At 37.9% G+C, this 20,113-nt stretch carries 12 protein-coding genes and 1 pseudogene; 8 read left to right on the top strand and 5 right to left on the bottom strand.

The window, feature by feature from the left end; genetic code table 11:
• Together HMPREF3230_RS02390 and HMPREF3230_RS02385 are read left to right on the top strand one after the other, a co-directional pair.
• Window positions 1-1,260 (top strand): RNA polymerase sigma factor (locus HMPREF3230_RS02390; RefSeq protein ID WP_155642879.1); only part of this gene is annotated, 1,260 nt, incomplete at its 5' end.
• Window positions 1,261-1,357: 97 nt separating this feature from the next.
• Complete coding sequence (locus HMPREF3230_RS02385) at window positions 1,358-3,832, top strand: DNA gyrase/topoisomerase IV subunit B (protein WP_075523378.1); 2,475 nt, start codon at window positions 1,358-1,360, stop codon at window positions 3,830-3,832.
• A 27-nt stretch (window positions 3,833-3,859) separates the two neighbouring features.
• On the opposite strand, the gene HMPREF3230_RS02380 is transcribed toward HMPREF3230_RS02385, so the two are convergent.
• Entirely contained in the window at window positions 3,860-6,532 is a 2,673-nt protein-coding gene (locus HMPREF3230_RS02380) for a DNA gyrase/topoisomerase IV subunit A (protein WP_075523377.1), read from the bottom strand.
• Window positions 6,533-6,724: 192 nt separating this feature from the next.
• Between HMPREF3230_RS02380 and HMPREF3230_RS02375 the strand changes: the two genes are divergently transcribed.
• Complete coding sequence (locus tag HMPREF3230_RS02375) at window positions 6,725-8,065, top strand: alkaline phosphatase family protein (protein ID WP_075523376.1); 1,341 nt, start codon at window positions 6,725-6,727, stop codon at window positions 8,063-8,065.
• A gap of 484 nt (window positions 8,066-8,549) precedes the next feature.
• Here the strand turns inward: HMPREF3230_RS02375 and sepH are convergent.
• Window positions 8,550-9,503: pseudogene (sepH, locus tag HMPREF3230_RS02370) on the bottom strand (septation protein SepH); the annotation flags it as partial.
• Between the two features lie 160 nt (window positions 9,504-9,663).
• Here sepH and HMPREF3230_RS02365 point away from each other — a divergent pair.
• The 3 genes from HMPREF3230_RS02365 to HMPREF3230_RS02355 all read left to right on the top strand — a co-directional run bounded on the left by HMPREF3230_RS02365 (window position 9,664) and on the right by HMPREF3230_RS02355 (window position 12,946).
• The gene (locus tag HMPREF3230_RS02365; protein WP_075523462.1) at window positions 9,664-9,957 is read left to right on the top strand and encodes a DUF4193 domain-containing protein; all 294 of its coding nucleotides are present in this window, start codon (window positions 9,664-9,666) and stop codon (window positions 9,955-9,957) included.
• Window positions 9,958-10,437, top strand: a complete 480-nt coding sequence (gene dut, locus HMPREF3230_RS02360) for a dUTP diphosphatase (protein WP_075523374.1) — start codon at window positions 9,958-9,960, stop codon at window positions 10,435-10,437.
• A gap of 169 nt (window positions 10,438-10,606) precedes the next feature.
• Window positions 10,607-12,946 carry a RelA/SpoT family protein gene (locus tag HMPREF3230_RS02355; protein WP_075523373.1) on the top strand — a complete coding sequence of 780 codons (2,340 nt, stop codon included), beginning with the start codon at window positions 10,607-10,609 and terminating at the stop codon, window positions 12,944-12,946.
• A 127-nt stretch (window positions 12,947-13,073) separates the two neighbouring features.
• Here the strand turns inward: HMPREF3230_RS02355 and HMPREF3230_RS02350 are convergent, their stop codons facing one another.
• The 3 genes from HMPREF3230_RS02350 to HMPREF3230_RS02340 form a co-directional block, all read right to left on the bottom strand.
• Window positions 13,074-13,754 carry a methionine ABC transporter permease gene (locus HMPREF3230_RS02350; protein WP_075523372.1) on the bottom strand — a complete coding sequence of 227 codons (681 nt, stop codon included), beginning with the start codon at window positions 13,752-13,754 and terminating at the stop codon, window positions 13,074-13,076.
• 33 nt (window positions 13,755-13,787) lie between these two features.
• Window positions 13,788-14,567 (bottom strand): methionine ABC transporter ATP-binding protein, encoded by a 780-nt coding sequence (locus tag HMPREF3230_RS02345; RefSeq protein ID WP_075523371.1) that lies wholly within the window; start codon window positions 14,565-14,567, stop codon window positions 13,788-13,790.
• A 102-nt stretch (window positions 14,568-14,669) separates the two neighbouring features.
• Complete coding sequence (locus HMPREF3230_RS02340) at window positions 14,670-15,503, bottom strand: MetQ/NlpA family ABC transporter substrate-binding protein (RefSeq protein WP_075523370.1); 834 nt, start codon at window positions 15,501-15,503, stop codon at window positions 14,670-14,672.
• A 359-nt stretch (window positions 15,504-15,862) separates the two neighbouring features.
• Here HMPREF3230_RS02340 and HMPREF3230_RS02335 point away from each other — a divergent pair, with 359 nt between their 5' ends.
• Both HMPREF3230_RS02335 and pflB read left to right on the top strand, forming a co-directional pair.
• The gene (locus HMPREF3230_RS02335) at window positions 15,863-17,560 is read left to right on the top strand and encodes an NAD+ synthase (RefSeq protein ID WP_075523369.1); all 1,698 of its coding nucleotides are present in this window, start codon (window positions 15,863-15,865) and stop codon (window positions 17,558-17,560) included.
• A 166-nt stretch (window positions 17,561-17,726) separates the two neighbouring features.
• The gene (gene pflB, locus HMPREF3230_RS02330) at window positions 17,727-20,102 is read left to right on the top strand and encodes a formate C-acetyltransferase (RefSeq protein WP_075523368.1); all 2,376 of its coding nucleotides are present in this window, start codon (window positions 17,727-17,729) and stop codon (window positions 20,100-20,102) included.
• The last annotated feature ends 11 nt before the right edge of the window (window positions 20,103-20,113 follow it).

Below are 20,113 nucleotides of genomic sequence, written 5' to 3'. Positions count from 1 at the left end.
CTTGATGATGTTGATTCAATTGACGATGTTGATGAGCATGATTTAGATATGCATTTAGATGATCTTGACGATCTTCACCACGATGATATTGATGATCTTCATCATGATGATCTTGATGATGTTGATTCAATTGACGATGTTGATGGTCTTGATGTTGATGATGTGGATCAAGATTTTGATGAAGATTCAGATATTGATGATGTAGAAGAATCTGATGAAAATACAAAATCCGAAGAGCCTGTAGTTCCTCAAGCTAAAGGTGCTTTTGTTGTTAGCGATGATGACGATGACGACACATTAACTTCTACTCCTGGAAATCCAAAGCGTCGAGTTATTGCTACTGGTGCTACTGCTGATCCTGTTAAAGATTATTTGAAACAAATTGGTCGCGTTAGCTTGTTAAATGCTGAACAAGAAGTTGATCTTTCAGAGCGCATTGAAGCTGGATTATATGCTCAGCATTTACTTGATACTCAAATTGATCAAATGGAGTTTAAGCGTAAGCGTGAATTAAAATGGGCTGCTGCTGATGGTAAAAAAGCTAAAGATCATCTTTTGGAAGCAAACTTGCGATTAGTTGTTTCTCTTGCTAAGCGTTATACAGGTAGAGGCATGCTTTTTCTTGATTTGATTCAGGAAGGCAATCTTGGCTTAATTAGAGCAGTTGAAAAATTCGATTGGAAAAAGGGCTTTAAGTTTTCTACTTATGCTACATGGTGGATTCGTCAGGCAATTACGCGTGCAATGGCTGATCAGGCTCGAACTATTCGAGTTCCAGTGCATATGGTTGAAGTGATTAACAAACTTTCGCGTGTTCAACGTCAAATGCTTCAAGATTTAGGTCGCGAGCCTACGCCTGATGAGCTAGCTAGAGAGCTTGATATGCCTGTAGAAAAGGTACAAGAAGTGCAAAAGTATGGACGTGAGCCTATATCTTTGCATACTCCTTTGGGTGAAGATGGTGATTCTGAATTCGGTGATTTAATTGAAGACACTGATGCTATTGCTCCATCTGATGCTGTTGCATTCTCACTTTTGCAAGAACAATTCAGACAAGTTCTTGAAACGCTATCTCCTCGCGAAGCTGGCGTTATTAAGATGCGTTATGGTTTGGAAGATGGACAGCCTAAGACTTTGGATGATATTGGGCGTGTTTATGGTGTAACTCGTGAGCGTATTCGTCAAATTGAATCTAAGACTATGGCTAAGTTGCGCCATCCTTCTCGTTCTCAAACATTGCGTGATTTCTTGGATCAGTGATTATAAAATAATGCATATTGAAGTGTCGTATTTTTGCATTTAAGCAAGAGTGCGACACTTATTGCTTGACTGAATAGTTTTATTACAAGGGGTAGAAGTGGTATCTCGTAAAGAGCAAGAGCAATATGATGCTGACAGTTTAACTGTGCTTGAAGGTTTAGATGCTGTTCGTAAGCGTCCAGGTATGTATATTGGTACTACTGACAGTCAAGGTTTAATGCATTGCCTTTGGGAGATTATTGATAACGCTGTCGATGAAGCTTTAGCTGGAGCTTGCAATCATATTGTTGTAACTTTACATTCTGATGGGTCTGTTGAAGTTGCAGATAATGGTCGTGGTATTCCGGTTGATGTTGAACCTAAAACAAAATTAACAGGTGTAGAAGTTGTTTTAACTAAACTTCATGCCGGTGCTAAATTTGGAAATTCTTCGTATAATGCTGCAGGTGGTTTGCATGGTGTTGGATCTTCTGTTGTTAATGCATTGAGTTCTCGTTTAGATGTAGAAGTTGATCGCGATGGCAAAACACATCACATGTCTTTTCATCAAGGTCATCCTGGAGTTTATAGTGACGCTGATCCTGAGCATCCATCTCCATCTTCTCCTTTTAAACGTACTCGTAAGAATCGTCCTACAGAGCTTGAAATTATCGGTACTGTTTCTCCTAAAACTACTGGCACTAGAGTTCGCTATTGGGCAGATCCTGAGATTTTTAATTCAACAGCTCGCTTTAGCTATGAACAGCTGATTGCACGTGTTAGACAAACAAGTTTTTTGGTTCCAGGATTACGCATAACTGTTATAGATGAAAATGTTCCTGAAGGTGAGTTTAGTGATATTCAAGAGATTGATGAGCTTAACTTAGATAATTCTCAGGAACAAGTAGATGAGTTTTCTACATCATCTAATAAATCAGAGGATTCACACAGCGAGTTTACAGAAACTGAGAGCTATGAAGACAGCCAGAATTTAGATAACTCAAGCGATCTAAAAGATTATGATGATTTAGATAATGAGTATGAATCTGAAGAATTACATGATTCTGATGATTCTGACGATTCTGACGATTCTGAAACTTTGACTAAGCTTGATGATTCTGATTCTGATTCTGATTCTTTAGATTCTTCTGAAGCACAAGCAGTTACAAATGCTGAATCATATAAATCCATTCAAAGAAATCATCATCCTAGAATAATTGAATTCTTACATAATGGTGGCGTTAAAGATTTCGTTGATTTTCTATCTCACGGTCAATCAGTTTCGGATATTTGGCGTATTTCTGGTGAAGATACGTACTTGGAAGAAACACAAGCTGTTGACGAGTCTGGTGAATTGCATGCTCAGCAGGTAACGCGCAAGTGTGGTGTTGACATTGCAATGCGTTGGGTAAATGGATATGATTCAACGATTATAAGTTTTGTCAATGTTGTTGAAACTCCAGGTGGAGGTTCTCACGTAGACGGATTCTTGCAAGGATTAACTAAGCAAATTCGTAAAGCTGTTGAAGATAACGCGCGCAAGCTAAAAGTAAATCTTAAAGATTCGAATACGAAAATTGAACGAGATGATATTACAGCAGGATTGGTTGCTGTTATAACTGTTCGTATTGCTGAGCCTCAATTCCAAGGTCAAACTAAGGATGTTCTTGGAACTGCTCAAGTTAAGCCAATCGTTACTAAAATGACTGACTCTCAGTTCGGGGAGATGATTACTGGTTCTAAGCGAGGATTTAAAGAGCAATCTGCTAGAGTGCTTGAGAAAATCGTTTCAGAAATGCATGCAAGAATTCAAGCGCGTAAAACAAAGGAAGTTACTCGTAGGAAGAACGCACTTGAATCAGCTTCTATGCCTCCAAAACTTTCAGATTGTCAACCTGGAAATGACGATGTTGCTGAGCTTTTTATTGTTGAGGGTGACTCTGCTCTTGGTACTGCAAAAGCTGCTAGAAATTCTGCTTTCCAAGCATTATTGCCAATTCGCGGTAAGATTTTGAATGTTCAAAAAGCAAGTCTTTCGCAAATGCTTTCTAATAAAGAGTGCGCTGCAATTATTCAAGTTGTTGGAGCAGGATCAGGCGCAAGTTTTGATATTTCACAAGCTCGTTATAACAAGATTGTTATGATGACTGATGCTGATGTTGACGGTGCTCACATACGTATTTTGCTTTTAACGTTGTTCTATCGTTATATGCGTCCGCTTATTGAGCACGGGCACGTTTATGCTGCTGTTCCTCCGCTTCATAGGATTGCGCTCGCAGGAAAGCACAAAGGTGAGTATATTTACACTTATTCAGACGATGAGCTAGCTGGAAAGCTTGATGATTTGCAAGCTAAGGGCATTGATTTTAACAGCGATATTCAGCGTTATAAGGGCTTGGGTGAGATGGATGCAGATCAGCTTGCAGACACCACTATGGATCCTAGAACTCGCATGCTTCGAAGGATTCGTATGGAGGATGCTCAGCAAGCGAGTGAAGTATTTGATCTTTTAATGGGCGATGACGTTCCTCCGCGTAAACAGTTTATTGTTGATAACGCAGACGATTTCGATCGCTCTAAAATTGATACATGATTTTCTGCACTATGCTGTTTTATTTCTTTAACCAATGTGAGCTATTTGAGAAACAAGTTCTGTTCCAGAAGCATCTCTTCGCATATCTGGTTTTGGCAATTCAACATTAGCTCCTCCAGGAGTTGTTGCATAAAGCGGATAATGCCCAACATATGCGTTTAATAAAGTATTTTGACCTTTTAAGAATCGTTGCGATCTTACTCCGCTTGTTCCTCTTCCTTTAGTTGGATACATTGTTAGTGGAGTTAGCTTAGCAGATCCGTTATCTGTTCCAGGAAGAGCGTTTTCATCTCCTGCTAAAGTAAAAACGATTGTTCCAGATGCGGAGAATAATCCATTTTCACCTTCTTCATAATTCCATTCAACGAGATCTTTTGGAACTACTGCGAAAGCAACAACTTTGCAATCTTGTGCTAAACGAATACCTGCCATTCCTGCAGCAGTACGTCCTTGAGGTCTTACTTGCTTTGCATCGAAAGTTAGTAGTGAAGAATCTGAACTGATGAATACTAAACGGTCGTCATCGCCAGAAATTGCAGCGTTAATTACTTCATCTTTAGGCTTTAAATCTATTATGCTCCAAGAATCCATAGTTGTAGGGGATTGACCATTCCAACGTTTTACTACTCCGTCTTTTGTTCCAATAGCTATTGGATTTGGTTTATCTGAATTAAGTGGTATAGCAGATACAACCTTTTCTCCAGCAACATGGTCGCTGCTTTGAGTAGATAATAGTAGTTCGTTTGCGCTAACGCCTTTTGATAGAAGCTCAATATTTACATTTTCACTATTTGCTATTGAATGAAGTTGAGGTAAGTCAGATACATGTGCGAGAACAAGTCTTCCAACAGAAGTAATTAAACCATATGTTGAGCGAGTTGTAGTCGTAAACATAGTAAGACATGGAGTATCGAAAATATTTCCAGTATTTGTTTTCCATTTGTTGAAAGTATCTACGCTAGTTCTAGCTATAAACCCAGATGCGCTTAAAGCTATTGCGCATGGATCATCGCTTAATTGTAATGCTTGTTGCGCTACATCTGATTGTCCTGCAAGACGTGCTGCGTTTGCAGCTGCAACGTCAGCTTGTACAGATGTCATTTTATTTGCTTCCTGAACAGCAATAAGCGCCGAATCTGTATTTGAATTTTTATCATTATGTGTGCGAACTGGTGTAAAACTTCCATCAACTTGTTCATCTAAAATAATTGTTCTACGAGGAGAATCCCATTGTTTTACAGCAGAATCCATTTCTGATATTACAACTTTATCTAGTTCGAGTTCAGAGCTTAATATTTTATCTAATTCTTCTATTTTCTTTAATAAGTCATTGCGTTCAGACTCAAGTTCTATTCGACTCATTTTCGTAAGTCTGCGCAAACGCAAATCAAGAATATATTGTGCTTGAACATCGTCTAAGTCAAATACTTTAATCAATTTTGCTTTAGCAGTATCCGCATCTTGGGAAGAACGAATTACTTGAATTACTTCATCGATATCTAGCATTGCTAGAAGAAGTCCTTCAACAAGATGTAAACGTTCGCCCGCTTTAGTCTTTCTGAATTCACTACGTCTGCGTACTACTGTTCTGCGGTGTAAAATCCAAACATCTAAAAGCTCTTTCAATCCCATAGTATGAGGTCTGCCGTTTACTAGAGCAACGTTATTGATTGTAAAGCTTTCTTGTAAAGGCGTGTGTTTGAAAAGCTGTGCTAAAACAGCGTTAGGATCAAATCCTGTTTTAATTTCTATTACTAAACGAGTTCCGTTATGACGGTCTGTTAAATCAATAGCTCCAGTAATTCCGTCAAGTTTTTTAGCTTTAATTCCTTGAGAAATACGTTCTAGTACTCGTTCTGGACCAACCATAAAAGGAAGTTCTGTAACTATAATAGCTTTTTTACGTGCTGTAATATTTTCAATATGAGCTTGTGAGCGAGTTATGAATGCTCCTCTACCAGTTTTATAAGCTTCACGAATTCCGGATCTTCCTACAATAATTCCGCCGCTTGGCCAATCTGGTCCTGGAACAAATTGCATTAAATCATCTAAAGTTGCATCATTGTGTTTCATTAAATATTTTGCGGCTTCAACTACTTCTCCAAGATTATGTGTTGCCATGTTAGTTGCCATTCCAACAGCGATTCCAGAAGCTCCGTTTACAAGCAAATTTGGTATTGCTGCTGGCAAAACTGTAGGTTCTTTAAGTTTATTATCGTAATTTGGAGTGAAATCAACAGTGTTTTCGTTAATATCTGCATTCATGCCTAAAGCAGCAGGTGCTAAGCGTGCCTCAGTATATCGTGATGCTGCAGGACCATCGTCAAGAGAGCCAAAATTTCCGTGTCCGTCAACTAAAGGAATACGCAAAGAAAAAGGTTGAGCTAAACGAACCATTGCTTCGTAAATTGCGCTATCGCCATGTGGGTGTAATTTACCCATTACTTCGCCTACTACTCGAGCAGACTTCATATAAGCGTGATCTGGGCTTAAGTTCATATTGCCCATTTGATACACGATTCTTCTTTGAACAGGTTTCATACCATCGCGCGCGTCTGGTAAAGCTCTGGCGTAGATAACAGAATAAGCGTATTCCAAGAAGGATTTGCTCATTTCTTCATTTAACGGCGTTTCAACAATATGCTCTTTAACTTTTCGTGGGTCAAAAGCAGGTGCTGTTGAATGGCGGCGTGAAGGCATTATATGAACTCCTTGAATGACTTTTATAGACTACTATAGTAGCAATTTACGTGCACAAGAATGTTGTTCTTCGTTGTGATTTTAGTAAACTTATTTAAAATTTTCAGTAATTTTATGAATTTTTTACTTATTTTATTATATGAATTTTTTAAAATATATGAGTTTTCTTCACGAAGTGGTTCAATAATATGTATGAGCGTTGAAATGCCGTCTTTTAAAGAATTATTGCAATTCGTTGAAAAAGTTGAATATGGGGATTGGTATTCGAAAGATTTAGCTGTTTGTGGTGTAACTGATGTTAGTAGTGTAACTGATGTTAGTAGTACTAAAGTTAGTAACTTTGCTAATGATGGTACTAAATTTAGTAGAGATGATTCTGATTATGCTAAAGTTGGTGGAGCATTACATTTATCTTCTGTTCTTCCAGCTGTTTGTGATGCTATTGGAACGCCTGTAAGCACTGCAATACATCATGATCCTTCATTTTTGCGTAAATCATTAAATATACCTTCTGCTAGTAGAGCTATTGTTGTTCTTGTTGACGGTTTAGGGTACTGGAATATTGTTAATAGGATTGGACACGCTCCTTATCTCCGTTCTCTTATGAAAGAACCTTTGAATCAGCGTTTTATTTACTCGTGTTTACCAAGTACTACTGTTGCAGCAATGGGTACTTTTGGTACTGGTACTTGCCCAGGTCTTACTTGTATGACTGGATACACTCAAAAAAATAATGAAACTGGTGCTTTAGCTCAGTTAATTCAATTTAGAGATGCTCCTTTACCTGAAAATCTTCAACTTCAACCAACTATATTTGAATTATTAGTTAAGCAAGGTGTTCGTGCTGATAGTGTAAGTCTTCCTAAATTTGAAAATTCTCCTCTTACTCGCGCTGCTTTGCGAGGTGCACGTTATATTAGCGCAAAAACGCCTAGAGCACGTATTTGCGTTGCTGCAAACACAACTTTAGAGCCTGGATTAACTTACATGTATTTACGAGATACAGACAAAGTGGGTCATAACTACGGTTGTGATTCTGATGAGTGGATTGCATCTTTTGAGCAAGTTGACGCTCAATTACGCTTATTGCGGAAAAAGTGTGCTCCTGGAACTTTGATTATTATTACAGCAGATCATGGAATGATACAATCTGATCCGTCTATGTGCATAGATATAGCTAAAAATCCTAAATTAGCTGAAGGTGTTTCCATGGTTGCAGGAGAGCCTAGATCTGTTATGATTTACGCAAAAGATGGTGTTAGTGTAAACGATTTAGCTAAGCGTTGGGCGGATGAGCTAGAAGATAAAGCACTTGTTAGAACTAAAAGACAAGCTATTTCGGATGGTGTTTTTGGCGAAGTTTGTGATAGAGCAAATGAAATTTTAGGTGACGTAATTGTTCAAGCTGCAAATCGCGTCACCATAGTTGATTCTCGAACACAAACACAAAAGGCTATGAGTTTACCAAGTGTTCATGGGTCTATGACTCGTATGGAACTTGAAATACCTTGCCTTATTGATCTTGTTGATTAAGATATCAGCCTTCGCCAAATAAGATTTCATCCCAGCTAGGGACTGCAGATCTTCCACTTCTTCTTTTGTGCTCGGTTGAGTGAGATTTTTCTACTGTATTCGCATTATTTTGTGTTTCATGCGTTTTCGAATTTGAATTAGAAATAGTGGAATTGGAGTTGTTTTTAGCGCTGTTATCCTTGCTATTTCTGTTATTCTTGTAAGCATTGTTTGAATTGTTGCTATTTGCGTTTGTACTCGAATTTTCGTTCGAATTTTCGATCGAATTTTCGCTCGAATTCGCTACTTGTGAATACGTATTTTTATTCGCGCTTGTAACGCTTGCACTATCATATTCTTTATTAGATCTATTATCTTTATTAGTGTGCTTTTTTGACTCACTTGAGTTTATTTCTGAAATATCATCTTTTTGCAATATAAGATTTTCTTGTGAATAATGAGAATCTCGTGTATTGGATTGCAATTTAGGTGAATTGTTTGCATGATCTGAGTTATTAGAAAATTCGTAATCACGATTTTCCTTTTTAGATAAGTGTGAGTCAGACTTAACTTTTGAAGAATTATCTAATATAGAAGATTTGTTTACATAATCTTCTAAAGTATGAATTTCTGTTTTATTTCCAGACTTATAATCCGTTTGATTATCTAATTGAGATATATTTTGCGAATTATTATTCTCTTCAGAATTTGAATTTTCCCATTGAGAAATTGCGCGCTCTATTCTTGCAGAGCGTATTGAATTTCCTGGTATTTCGTTATTTGTAAACGGGAAGGATATATTTACAGTATCTCTATAAGTGTTATTAAACGATGTTTTACTTGAGTTTAAGTTTGTTGCAGAAGCTATTTCTTCACCGAGTAAAAGTCTAGAAGAAGTATTCATGCACGAAACAGTGTTGTCGTGCATATTCCAAGTCCATTCTGCTTTGATTGTGCGAGTCGCTGTATTAAATTGCGCGATTATACGCCATGGCTCAAGACCTCTTCGAGTTGCGCGCCATTTTACTGTTTCCATTCCAATTCTTGCTTTTGCTAAAGTGCGTTCAATCAGATCTGAAAGTGTGCGCATATTGCTTTGTTTTGGAGCTGGAACAGATAAGAATTGTTCAATAGCGTATTGTTTTTCAGTTTCGACTCCAGAAGAAAAGCGTCTAACTTGTGCTTCACTTATATGATATCGTGCTGAAACTTGAGATGGCTCAATACCTGCTCGTATGAGTGCTTGTATTTGTGATATTGGAAGTGCTGCACTTGATTGAGAAGTGTTGCTTTGAGAATCTGCATCGTTTACATTCTTAATACGTTGTGATTCTGATATAGCGTGCTTCAGCGTGTCGTCCATGTAAATTTTTAACGGCGTGTTTTCGTAAATAAAAATTAAATCTCCGTTTTCATCTACATGATCGAAACTCGCCGTTTTTGGCGGATTTTCAAGCATTGTGCACCACTTTCCTCGCTTTTAACAATACTATATATATACTTTAGTCTATAGTATGCCTTCTTTAGCATTTTACATATATTTAAAAGAGTGTATTCTATGCGGGGTGGCATTCATGTATGCTATGCGCGTAGGAGCTTTAGAGAACGAAAGGACCATAATGGCACAGGATTATGATTCCCCTCGTAGTAAAGATGAGGATGAGGAGTCGCTGCAAGCACTGATTAAGGGTTCGCAGAACTCTTCTAGTGAGATTGACGATGATGAGAATGCTATTGCTGAAGATTATGAATTACCTGGAGCTGATCTTAGTGGTGAAGATGCATCTGTTACGGTAATTCCTATGCAAGGTGACGAGTTTATTTGCTCTGAGTGCTTCTTAGTGAAGCATCGTAGTCAGCTTGCTGAATCTTCTACTGAAAGTCAGCCTGTATGCAAGGAGTGCGCTGCTTAAATGGCATATGATGAAACTTATAACAGCCCAGAGCAATTAGAAGTACTTATACAATATTTGGATAAAGTTGCCGAGCATATTGAGCCTCTTCGTTATGCGCATGCTTCAGATGCTGGAGCTGATTTAAGAACCACACAGGATTTTGTTTTGAAGCCGTTTGAAAGAGCGCTTGTGCCTACTGGTGTAGCAATTGCTTTGCCTGCTGGTTACGTAGCTCTTGTACATCCTCGTTCTGGTCTTGCTGTAAAGCAAGGTGTAACTGTTTTGAATGCGCCTGGAACAGTGGATGCAGGGTATCGTGGAGAAATAAAAGTCCCACTTATAAATTTAGATCCTGAGCATGTTGCTGAATTTCATAGAGGAGATCGTATTGCTCAATTAGTTATTCAGCGTTATGTTGAAGCAGATTTTATTCAATCGGAAAGTCTTCCTTCATCTGATAGATCTGATAAAGGCTTTGGTTCAACAGGTTTGCAATAAATTTTAAATAAATCCGACTAGCGTGTGCTATGTCGGATTTATAGTAATTTTTTTTGTAAATTAGCTTATTCTTAGTGTATTAGTTGTTGATTTTTTACATTATTTAACAATTTAAGTGCTGTATTTTGTTGAAACATGTAGGATAGTGTTACGCGGGAGGTGATGTGTGATGGGTGAATCACAAGAAGAGATTAGGTGTGCTAATAAGCTTGGATGTGAAATTAGCGAAGAACCAAATAACCCGTTGTGCCCAATTTTACAAATGTGTCAATGGCATCATCCCGGTGAAAATATGGATATACTTCATCGTGCGTATAAACGAGCAGTGAAGCAACATACTGGTCAGCGGCGTAAATCAGGTGAGCCATATATTATTCATCCTCTTGCAGTTGCACAAATTCTTGCAGATCTAGGTATGGGTCCTGTAGTTGTTGCAGCTGGATTATTGCACGATACTGTTGAAGATACTGATTACACTTTAGAAGAGTGCAGAGCTGATTTTGGTGATACAGTAGCAGGTTTAGTTGATGGCGTTACCAAAATTTCAAATATGGAATACGGAGATAATGCGCAAGCTGAAACTATACGAAAAATGGTTGTAGCAATGAGCAGAGATGTTCGTGTTCTCGTTGTAAAACTCGCAGATCGCTTACATAATGCTCGTACGTGGAGATATGTTAAATCTCAAAGTTCGCATAAAAAAGCTAGAGAAACGCTAGATGTATATGCTCCTCTTGCAAATAGACTTGGTATGAATGCTATTAAAACAGAACTTGAAGAGTTAAGTTTTAAAGTATTGTATCCAAAAATTTATAATGAAATAGTTGTTTTAGTCGCTCGTAGAGCTGGTCAGCGTGAAGTTTATTTACGCCAAATTCTTGAAGAAATCAACGAAGATTTATCTGAACAGCATGTAAAAGCTTCTGTTAAAGGTCGTCCAAAAGATTATTTCTCAATCTATCAGAAGATGATTGTTAGAGGTCACGATTTTGAAAATATTTACGATCTTGTTGGAGTTAGAATAATAGTTGATTCTATCCGAGATTGCTATGCTGCATTGGGTGCTGTGCATGCAAGATGGAGTCCTGTTCCTGGGCGCTTCAAGGATTATATAGCAACTCCTAAGCTGAATATGTATCAGAGTTTGCATACTACTGTTGTAGGTCCAGGTGGAAAGCCTGTTGAAATTCAAATTCGTACTTGGGATATGCATAGGCGTGCTGAATTTGGTATTGCTGCTCATTGGAAGTATAAGGCTAACGGTCAAGCTGGTCGTGCTTTAAGTAAGCCAGATAATGAAGATTTGAAGCGTGAGCAAGAGGATCGTAAAGAGCTAAGCGAAGCAGATAATCTTAAATGGATTCAACAATTAGCTGATTGGACTAGTGAAACTCCTGATTCAGATGAATTCTTAGGATCTTTAAAGCAAGATTTAGGTGCTGCAGAAGTATATGTATTTACTCCTAAAGGAAGCATTGTTGCACTTCCTCAAGATGCAACTCCTGTAGATTTTGCTTATTCAGTGCATACTGAAGTTGGACATCGTATGATGGGCGCTCGTGTAAACGGCCGTTTAGTTCCTCTTGATACGAAGCTAGTTAATGGAGATACAGTTGAAGTTTTGACTTCAAAATCAGATACTGCTGGGCCATCAAGAGATTGGCTTAGTTTTGTAAAATCTCCGCGTGCTAGAAATAAGATTCGCCAGTGGTTTAGCAAAGAGCGTCGTTCTGAAGCTATTGAAGAAGGTAAAGACGAGTTAACTCGTGCTATGCGTAAAAGAAACTTGCCTATATCTACTTTAATGACTCCACAAGCTTTAATTGGTGTTGCTGACGAGTTGAATATTATGCCTAATGTTGATGCAGTTTATGCTGCAATCGGCGAAGGTCAAGTTTCGACTCAAAATGTTATTTCTAGACTTGTTAAAGACGCTGGAGCTGATGAAGTAGATGAAGAAGTTGAACAAGAAGCTTTGCCTTTAAGGAGACCTGAGAGAGCCAGAAAGTCTAATGGTGTTCTTGGTGTTTCTGTAAAGGGAGTTGGAGATGTGTGGGTTAAGCTTGCTCGTTGTTGCATGCCAGTTCCTGGAGATAATATCGTAGGGTTTATAACTAGAAATCAAGGCGTATCTGTTCACAGGAATGATTGTCAAAATATGATTGATTTGCAAAAGACTCAACCTGAACGCGTTATTCCTGTTCAATGGACAAGTGATAAAGGCCTGTTTTTGGTTAAAGTTCAGGTTGAAGCTTTGGATCGACAGCATTTGCTTTCAGATGTTACTAAAGTACTTTCTGATCATGGTGTAAACATTCTCTCAGGAAATATTGCTACTGGGGATGATCGAGTTGCAACAAGTCAGTTTACTTTTGAAATGGCAGATCCTCAGCATCTTAATACATTGCTTGCTGCTATTCGTAAGATTGAAGGCGTTTTTGACGTTTATCGTATTACTGGTGCAAAAGATAGTGCTGAGCCTCGGCTTAGAAAGATGGAACGCGGCTGAGTAATTGGCTGAGTGGTTAGCTGAGTGATTAGCTCTAGTGATTATTAAGTTATTAAGCGATTAGCTTCAGTAATCTTATATAATTATGTGCTTTACATATTCATGTTGAATACGTAAAGCACATTTTTTAATGCTCGCGATGATTTATTTTATTTGATATTACATCGCCAATACTTTGTGCTATTTGAACTAAAACAATGCATAAGATTACAGCTACGCCCATAACATCATATTGATATCTTTGATATCCGTATCGTATAGCAATGTCGCCAAGTCCACCTGCTCCAACTGTTCCTGCCATTGCAGAAAAACCGAAAAGTGTTATAAATGTGAGAGATACTCCACGAATTAAGGATGGAAGGCTTTCAAAAAGTAATACTTTGAAGATTATTTGTATATTGCTTGTTCCAAAACTTTGTGCTGCTTCAATAAGACTTCCATCAACTTCTGCTAAAGATTGTTCAACTATTCTAGCTACGAATGGTGCTGCTGTAACAACAAGTGGAACAATAGCTCCTGGAACACCTAGCGAAGTTCCTACGATAAGTCTAGTAATTGGTATCAATGCAACTAGAAGAATGATAAACGGTACAGATCTGACTATATTAACTATTCCGCCTATAATAGCGTGAATAGTCGCGTTTTCTTTTATTCCTTTCTTTGAAGATACTATTAGTAAAACGCCTGCTGGCAATCCTATTGCATATGCTAAAAGTGTTGCAATAGAAGTCATTACTATTGTGTCTAGAGTTCCTTCAAGCAGTAAGTCACCATATTCTTCAAAGAAATTTGTTACAGCATTAAGCATTTTTGCTCCCAGTTTAATTTTGCAGATTCGCCTTTATTGATTCTGTTCGCTTGTGTCTTTATTGCGATGATTTTCAACAAGAGAATCAGCAATAAGAGTAGTTAGAATTTCGCTATGAGGATTTTTAAATAATGTTGATGTGTCACCGATTTCAACTATTTTCCCACCGTCTATCATTGCTACTCGATCGCAAATATTTCGAGCTACAGATAGTGAATGAGTTATTATAACCAAAGTTACGTTTAGTTCTCTGTTGATTTTACGAAGCAAGTCTAAAATTTGCGCAGTAGTAGTTGAATCAAGAGCACTTGTTGCTTCATCACACAACATAATAGAAGGGTTATTTGCAAGTGCGCGTGCAATAGCTACACGTTGTTGTTGTCCGCCAGAAAGTTGGCTAGGGTAGCTGTTTTCAAAACCTTTTAATCCTACTAACTCTAATAAATATTGTGCTCTTTCTTCTCGTTTCTTTTTAGGAGTATGGTTTAGCTCTAACGGGAATGTGACATTTCGTAATGCTGTGCGCTGCCCAAATAAGCTAAAGTTTTGAAAAATCATGCCTATATTTGAGCGGATTTTAGAAAGCTCTAGATTTTTAGCGTTTGTTATATCTTTTCCATCGATGATTATTTTTCCGCTTGTAGGTCTTTCTAATAGATTTATGCATCGGACAAGTGAGGACTTACCTGCTCCGGAAGATCCAAGAATTCCAAATACTTCACCTGATTCAACAGTTACGTTTATACCATGTAATACTTCGCGTGACTCTTTGCCGTTTGAATAGCTTTTATGAAGATTTTCAATTTGAATCATATGTTCTCACTTGTTCCGATCTATAGTTTTTTGCGATTTTAGCAATATTGTAAAATTTCTACTCGTATAAAGTAAGAAGTACCTTATACGAGTTTGAAAAGTTTAGAAAACAGGTAATACTGCTCCATTGTAATTTTTGTTAATGAAATTACGCACTTCGTCAGTCTTTAGAGCTTTAATCAAAGCTTTGATCTTGTCTGTGTTTTCTGAACCTTTTTTGACAACAATAATATTTTCATAAGTTTTTGCTGCAATTCCGCCAACTTTTTCTGAAATTAGTGGATCTTTTATAGGATCAAATCCAGCTTGAATAGCATAATTTCCATTTAATGTAGCAAAATCGACATCTTTAACAGCAGTTGGAACCATTGCTGCTTCAAGCTCTTTGAACTTCAAATTATGAGGGTTAGAAACAATATCTTTAGTAGTGGAATTCACATCCTTTGGATTCTTTAATTTCAACAAACCTGCATCTTGAAGAAGTAGCAATGCGCGTGCCTCATTAGTTGCGTCATTAGGAACGGCAATAGTAGAGCCATCTTTCACATTTTTAAGAGATTTTAATTTTCCTGGATATAATCCGAAAGGCTCAAAATGTATTCCTGCAACAGAAACAAGGTGTGTTCCTTTTTCTTTATTGAAATTATCTAAATAAGGTAAATGCTGATAATAATTTGCATCAACTTCGCCTTCTTCAGTTGCAGTGTTTGGCTGTACGTAATCTGTAAATTCTTTTACAACAAGTTTGTATCCTTGTTTTTTAAGAATTGGTTTTACTACTTTGTTTAATATTTCTGAATGAGGTGTAGGAGAAGCTGCGACAGTAATTGTATGGCTATCTTTATCGGAAGCTTTTTGAGAACCACATCCTCCGAGAGTTAATCCTACGAGTGCGCTTAAAGCAATTGCTGCTGAAATAATTTTCTTATTATTCATATTTTTCTCCTAACATTATAGATTTTATTTTTCTTTTTCTTTTTCTCTTTTTTCAGTTTTCTGTTTTATTTTTCTTTTTCAGTTTTTTCTTTTCTCTTCTTCAGTTTTTAGTTTTCAGTTTTCTGTTTCTCTTTTTCTTCTTTTTTCTTCTTTTTTCAGTTTTTCTTCTATCTCTTTTTATTTCTCAATATGTTCCCCTTCGCGAGTACAAAATCCAAATATATGGGAGAAATCTGCTTAATGCTACTGTTTTATTATTTGTATTACTTATGACTGGTTAGAAAACGTTGAAAATAAAAGGAAGTGAAAAAATATCTCCTTTTTAAAGTATTTGCATTTTTTCGATTACACTTATAGTCATGAGTGTAATTCGTTTAGCATTAGCGCAAATTGATACTTGCGTTGGAAATATAGAAGTAAATAGCGAAAAGATTTTGCAATATTGCAAAAAAGCTAAAGAAAATAATGCGCAAATGGTCGTATTCCCTGAAATGACTTTAACAGGATATCCTATTGAAGATCTTGCATTGCGAGCGACTTTCCGCAAAGCAGCTAATAATGCTATATTTACTCTTGCAAAAAGGTTATGTAGTGAAGAATTATCTGACTTATATGTAGTTGTTGGAACAGTAGGATTAGATGAATCCTCTGGAAAACCTCGTAATAGACTTGTTGTATTGCATAATGGCAATATTATTCTTCATTACGATAAGCATTTTTTGCCTAATTACGGAGTATTTGATGAGTTCCGTATCTTCTCTTCAGGAAATGAATGTTCAATTCTAGAAATTGACGATTTTCGCATCGGATTCGCTATTTGTGAAGATATTTGGCAAGACGGAGGTCCTGTTGCGCAATTAGCTAATAAAGGTATTAACGTACTCGTCACTATGAATGGCTCTCCTTATGAAGAAGGTAAAACGCATGTGCGCGTAAAACTTGCAAAGCAAAGAGCATCTGAAGTCAATGCACCAGTAGTGTATGTAAATCAAGTTGGTGGTCAAGATGATTTAGTTTTTGACGGCGGAAGCTTTGTAGTTGATCGCGATGGAAGTTTGCTTGAACGCTCTAAAATGTTTAAAGAAGATATTTCTTATGTTGATATAGATTCTTCTGTTTGCAAACAAAAAGTTTCTACTATTGCGAAAAAATTGGAACAAGACGAAGAAGTTTATTGTGCGTGCGTTTTAGGTCTTCGTGATTACATGCGTAAGAATGGTTTCAAAGGAGTGTGTTTAGGGCTCTCTGGTGGTATTGATTCAGCTTTAGTTGCGACTATGGCTGCAGATGCTTGCGGTGGGCAAAATGTTTGGGGAATCTCAATGCCAAGCATGTACTCTTCAGATGGTTCTAAAGATGATGCTTATGATTTAGCAAAACGTATATGTGCTAATTATGATATTCAACCTATTGAACCGCTTTTCAAAGTTTTTCAGACTCAACTTGATTTACAAGGTATTGCTGCAGAGAATTTGCAAGCTAGAGTTCGTGGCGTAATCGTTATGGCGTATTCAAATTCTAAAGGATTGCTTGCGCTCGCAACTGGTAATAAGTCAGAACTTGCATGCGGATATTCAACTATTTACGGAGATGCTGTAGGTGGGTATGCTCCTCTTAAAGATTTATTCAAAACTCGTGTTTGGGCTTTATCTCGTTGGCGTAATCGCGCTGCAGCAAATGGTGTTGGAATTGGCATGTTGCCGATTGTTGGTTTTGAAGATTTAGAAAATCAAAAAATTCCAGATGATGGATTGTTGATTCCAATAAACTCAATTATTAAGCCTCCTAGTGCAGAATTAAGGCCTGGTCAGAAGGATTCTGATTCTTTGCCAGAATATGATCTGCTTGATCGAGTGTTACAAGCGCATATAGAACTTGCTCACGGTCGTGCTGATTTGCTTTTAGATGGTTTTGATGAGCAAACTGTCGATACTGTTATGCGTTTAGTTGATCGTGCTGAATGGAAAAGGCGTCAATATCCTCTAGGTCCTAAAGTTAGTTCAATTGCTTTTGGAAGAGATAGAAGAATGCCTATAACAACAGCATTCCGTGAATAAAAGCTCAAGTACTTATGTTTATTGTTGTCAATCAGCGTTTCTATATATAAATGTGATGTAACTCACTTGAAATTTTAAAAAATTCGACTTGTTTATTGACTATTTGCTTTAACATATTACTTAGAGCAACGTGAAGAAGCGCTGCAATTATAAAAGGAGTTCAGATATGACACCAACGGATACCTCCGTTCTCACTGACGAGGAGCTTCGCACAAAGGCATGGGATGGCTTCGTCGAAGGCAATTGGAAGAACGATATTGACGTTCGAGACTTTATATTGAAGAATTACACGCCGTATGAAGGCGATGAGAGCTTCTTGGCAAACGCCACTGAAAAAACTAAGCATATGTGGAAGTACCTTGACGACAATTATTTAGCAGTTGAACGTGAGCGCCGTGTTTATGACGTTGAAACACATATTCCAGCTGGTATTGATGCGATGCCTGCAGGCTATATTGAAAGCCCAGAAGTAGATAATGTAATAGTAGGTTTGCAAACAGATGAGCCATGCAAGCGTGCAATGATGCCAAATGGCGGATGGCGCATGGTTGAGCAAGCCATTAAAGAAGCTGGAAAAGAAGTAGATCCAGAAATTAAGAAAATCTTTACTGTTTATCGTAAAACTCATAATGATGGCGTGTTTGGTGTTTATACAAAGAATATTAAGATTGCTCGCCACAACAAGATTCTAACCGGTTTGCCAGATGCTTACGGACGTGGTCGTATTATTGGTGATTATCGCCGTGTAGCTCTTTATGGCGTTAATATGCTTATTGAGTTTAAGAAGCGCGATAAGGATTCGATTCCATATCGTAATGATTTTACTGAAACTGAAATTGAGCATTGGATTCGTTTCCGTGAAGAGCATGATGAGCAGATTAAAGCTTTGAAGCAGCTTATTAACTTAGGCAAAGAGTACGGTTTGGATTTGACTCGTCCAGCTCAAACTGCTAAGGAAGCAGTGCAATGGACTTATATGGGCTATCTTGCGTCTGTTAAGAGCCAGGATGGCGCTGCAATGAGCTTTGGACGTGTATCTGCATTCTTTGATTGCTACTTTGAGCGTGATTTTAAAGCTGGTTTAATTGACGAAACTGATGCTCAGGAAATTATTGATGCTCTTGTTATGAAACTTCGTATTGTGCGTTTCTTGCGCACTAAGGATTACGATGCAATCTTCTCTGGAGATCCATATTGGGCAACTTGGTCTGATGCAGGTTTTAGTGACGATGGACGCACTTTCGTTACTAAGACATCATTCCGTTTGCTTAACACTTTAACTCTTGAGCATTTGGGACCAGGTCCTGAACCAAATATAACAATCTTCTGGGATCCAAAACTTCCTGAAGCTTATAAGCGTTTCTGCTCACGTATTTCTATTGATACTTCTGCTATTCAATATGAGTCAGATAAAGATATTCGTGAGCATTGGGGTGATGATGCAGCTATTGCTTGCTGTGTTTCGCCAATGCGTGTCGGTAAGCAAATGCAGTTCTTTGCAGCTCGCGTGAACTCTGCTAAGGCTTTGCTTTACGCTATTAACGGTGGCCGTGATGAGATGACTGGCATGCAAGTTATCGATAAAGGTGTTATTGAGCCAATTCGCCCAGAAGCTGATGGCACTCTTGATTATGAGAAAGTTAAAGCTAATTATGAGAAAGCTTTGGAATGGCTTTCTGAAACATATATTGAAGCTCTTAACATAATTCATTACATGCACGATAAGTACGCTTATGAGTCAATTGAAATGGCTTTGCATGATAGGGAAGTCTATCGCACGCTTGGTTGCGGTATGTCTGGCTTGTCGATTGCTGCGGATTCTTTGTCTGCTTTGAAGTATGCAAAAGTTTATCCAATTTATAATAAGGATGCTAAAGAAACAGAGGGTCACGAATACGAGTACATTGAAGGTGGCGACGATGATTTAGTCGTAGGCTACAAGACTGTTGGTGAATTCCCAATTTACGGTAACGATGATGATCGTGCTGATGATTTAGCAAAGTGGGTTGTAAGTACTGTTATGGGTCAGGTAAAGCGCTTGCCTGTTTACCGTAATGCTGTTCCAACTCAGTCAATCTTGACTATTACTTCTAACGTTGAATACGGTAAGAATACTGGTTCGTTCCCATCTGGGCACAAGAAGGGTACTCCGTATGCTCCGGGCGCAAATCCAGAAAACGGTATGGATGCTCACGGAATGCTTCCATCAATGTTCTCAGTTGGTAAGATTGACTACGATGATGCTCTAGATGGTATTTCGCTTACGAACACAATTACTCCTGATGGTTTGGGTCGTGACGAAGATGAGCGTATCACTAACTTAGTGGGCATTTTGGATGCAGGAAACGGACATGGCTTGTATCATGCAAACATCAATGTTTTGCGTAAGGAACAGCTTGAAGATGCTGTTGAACATCCAGAAAAGTATCCACATTTGACTGTTCGAGTTTCTGGATATGCAGTGAACTTTGTAAAGCTCACTAAAGAGCAGCAGCTTGATGTTATTTCTCGTACGTTCCACCAAGGATCTGTTACAGAGTAATAGCTAGAGAT

The organism is Gardnerella vaginalis, from assembly GCF_001563665.1.
GTDB lineage: Bacteria > Actinomycetota > Actinomycetes > Actinomycetales > Bifidobacteriaceae > Bifidobacterium > Bifidobacterium vaginale_A.
The sequence above is the reverse complement of the archived record's forward strand: the minus strand, read 5'-3'. Positions and strand labels throughout refer to the sequence as shown.

What these genes read in the sequence shown, in the direction of transcription:
- HMPREF3230_RS02375 (WP_075523376.1), top strand. Translation starts at nt 6,725, where the DNA reads ATGAGCGTTGAAATGCCGTCTTTTAAAGAATTATTGCAATTCGTTGAA.
- HMPREF3230_RS02380 (WP_075523377.1), bottom strand. Translation starts at nt 6,532, where the DNA reads ATGCCTTCACGCCGCCATTCAACAGCACCTGCTTTTGACCCACGAAAA.
- HMPREF3230_RS02365 (WP_075523462.1), top strand. Translation starts at nt 9,664, where the DNA reads ATGGCACAGGATTATGATTCCCCTCGTAGTAAAGATGAGGATGAGGAG.
- HMPREF3230_RS02350 (WP_075523372.1), bottom strand. Translation starts at nt 13,754, where the DNA reads ATGCTTAATGCTGTAACAAATTTCTTTGAAGAATATGGTGACTTACTG.
- HMPREF3230_RS02340 (WP_075523370.1), bottom strand. Translation starts at nt 15,503, where the DNA reads ATGAATAATAAGAAAATTATTTCAGCAGCAATTGCTTTAAGCGCACTC.
- HMPREF3230_RS02335 (WP_075523369.1), top strand. Translation starts at nt 15,863, where the DNA reads ATGAGTGTAATTCGTTTAGCATTAGCGCAAATTGATACTTGCGTTGGA.
- HMPREF3230_RS02345 (WP_075523371.1), bottom strand. Translation starts at nt 14,567, where the DNA reads ATGATTCAAATTGAAAATCTTCATAAAAGCTATTCAAACGGCAAAGAG.
- dut (WP_075523374.1), top strand. Translation starts at nt 9,958, where the DNA reads ATGGCATATGATGAAACTTATAACAGCCCAGAGCAATTAGAAGTACTT.
- pflB (WP_075523368.1), top strand. Translation starts at nt 17,727, where the DNA reads ATGACACCAACGGATACCTCCGTTCTCACTGACGAGGAGCTTCGCACA.
- HMPREF3230_RS02355 (WP_075523373.1), top strand. Translation starts at nt 10,607, where the DNA reads ATGGGTGAATCACAAGAAGAGATTAGGTGTGCTAATAAGCTTGGATGT.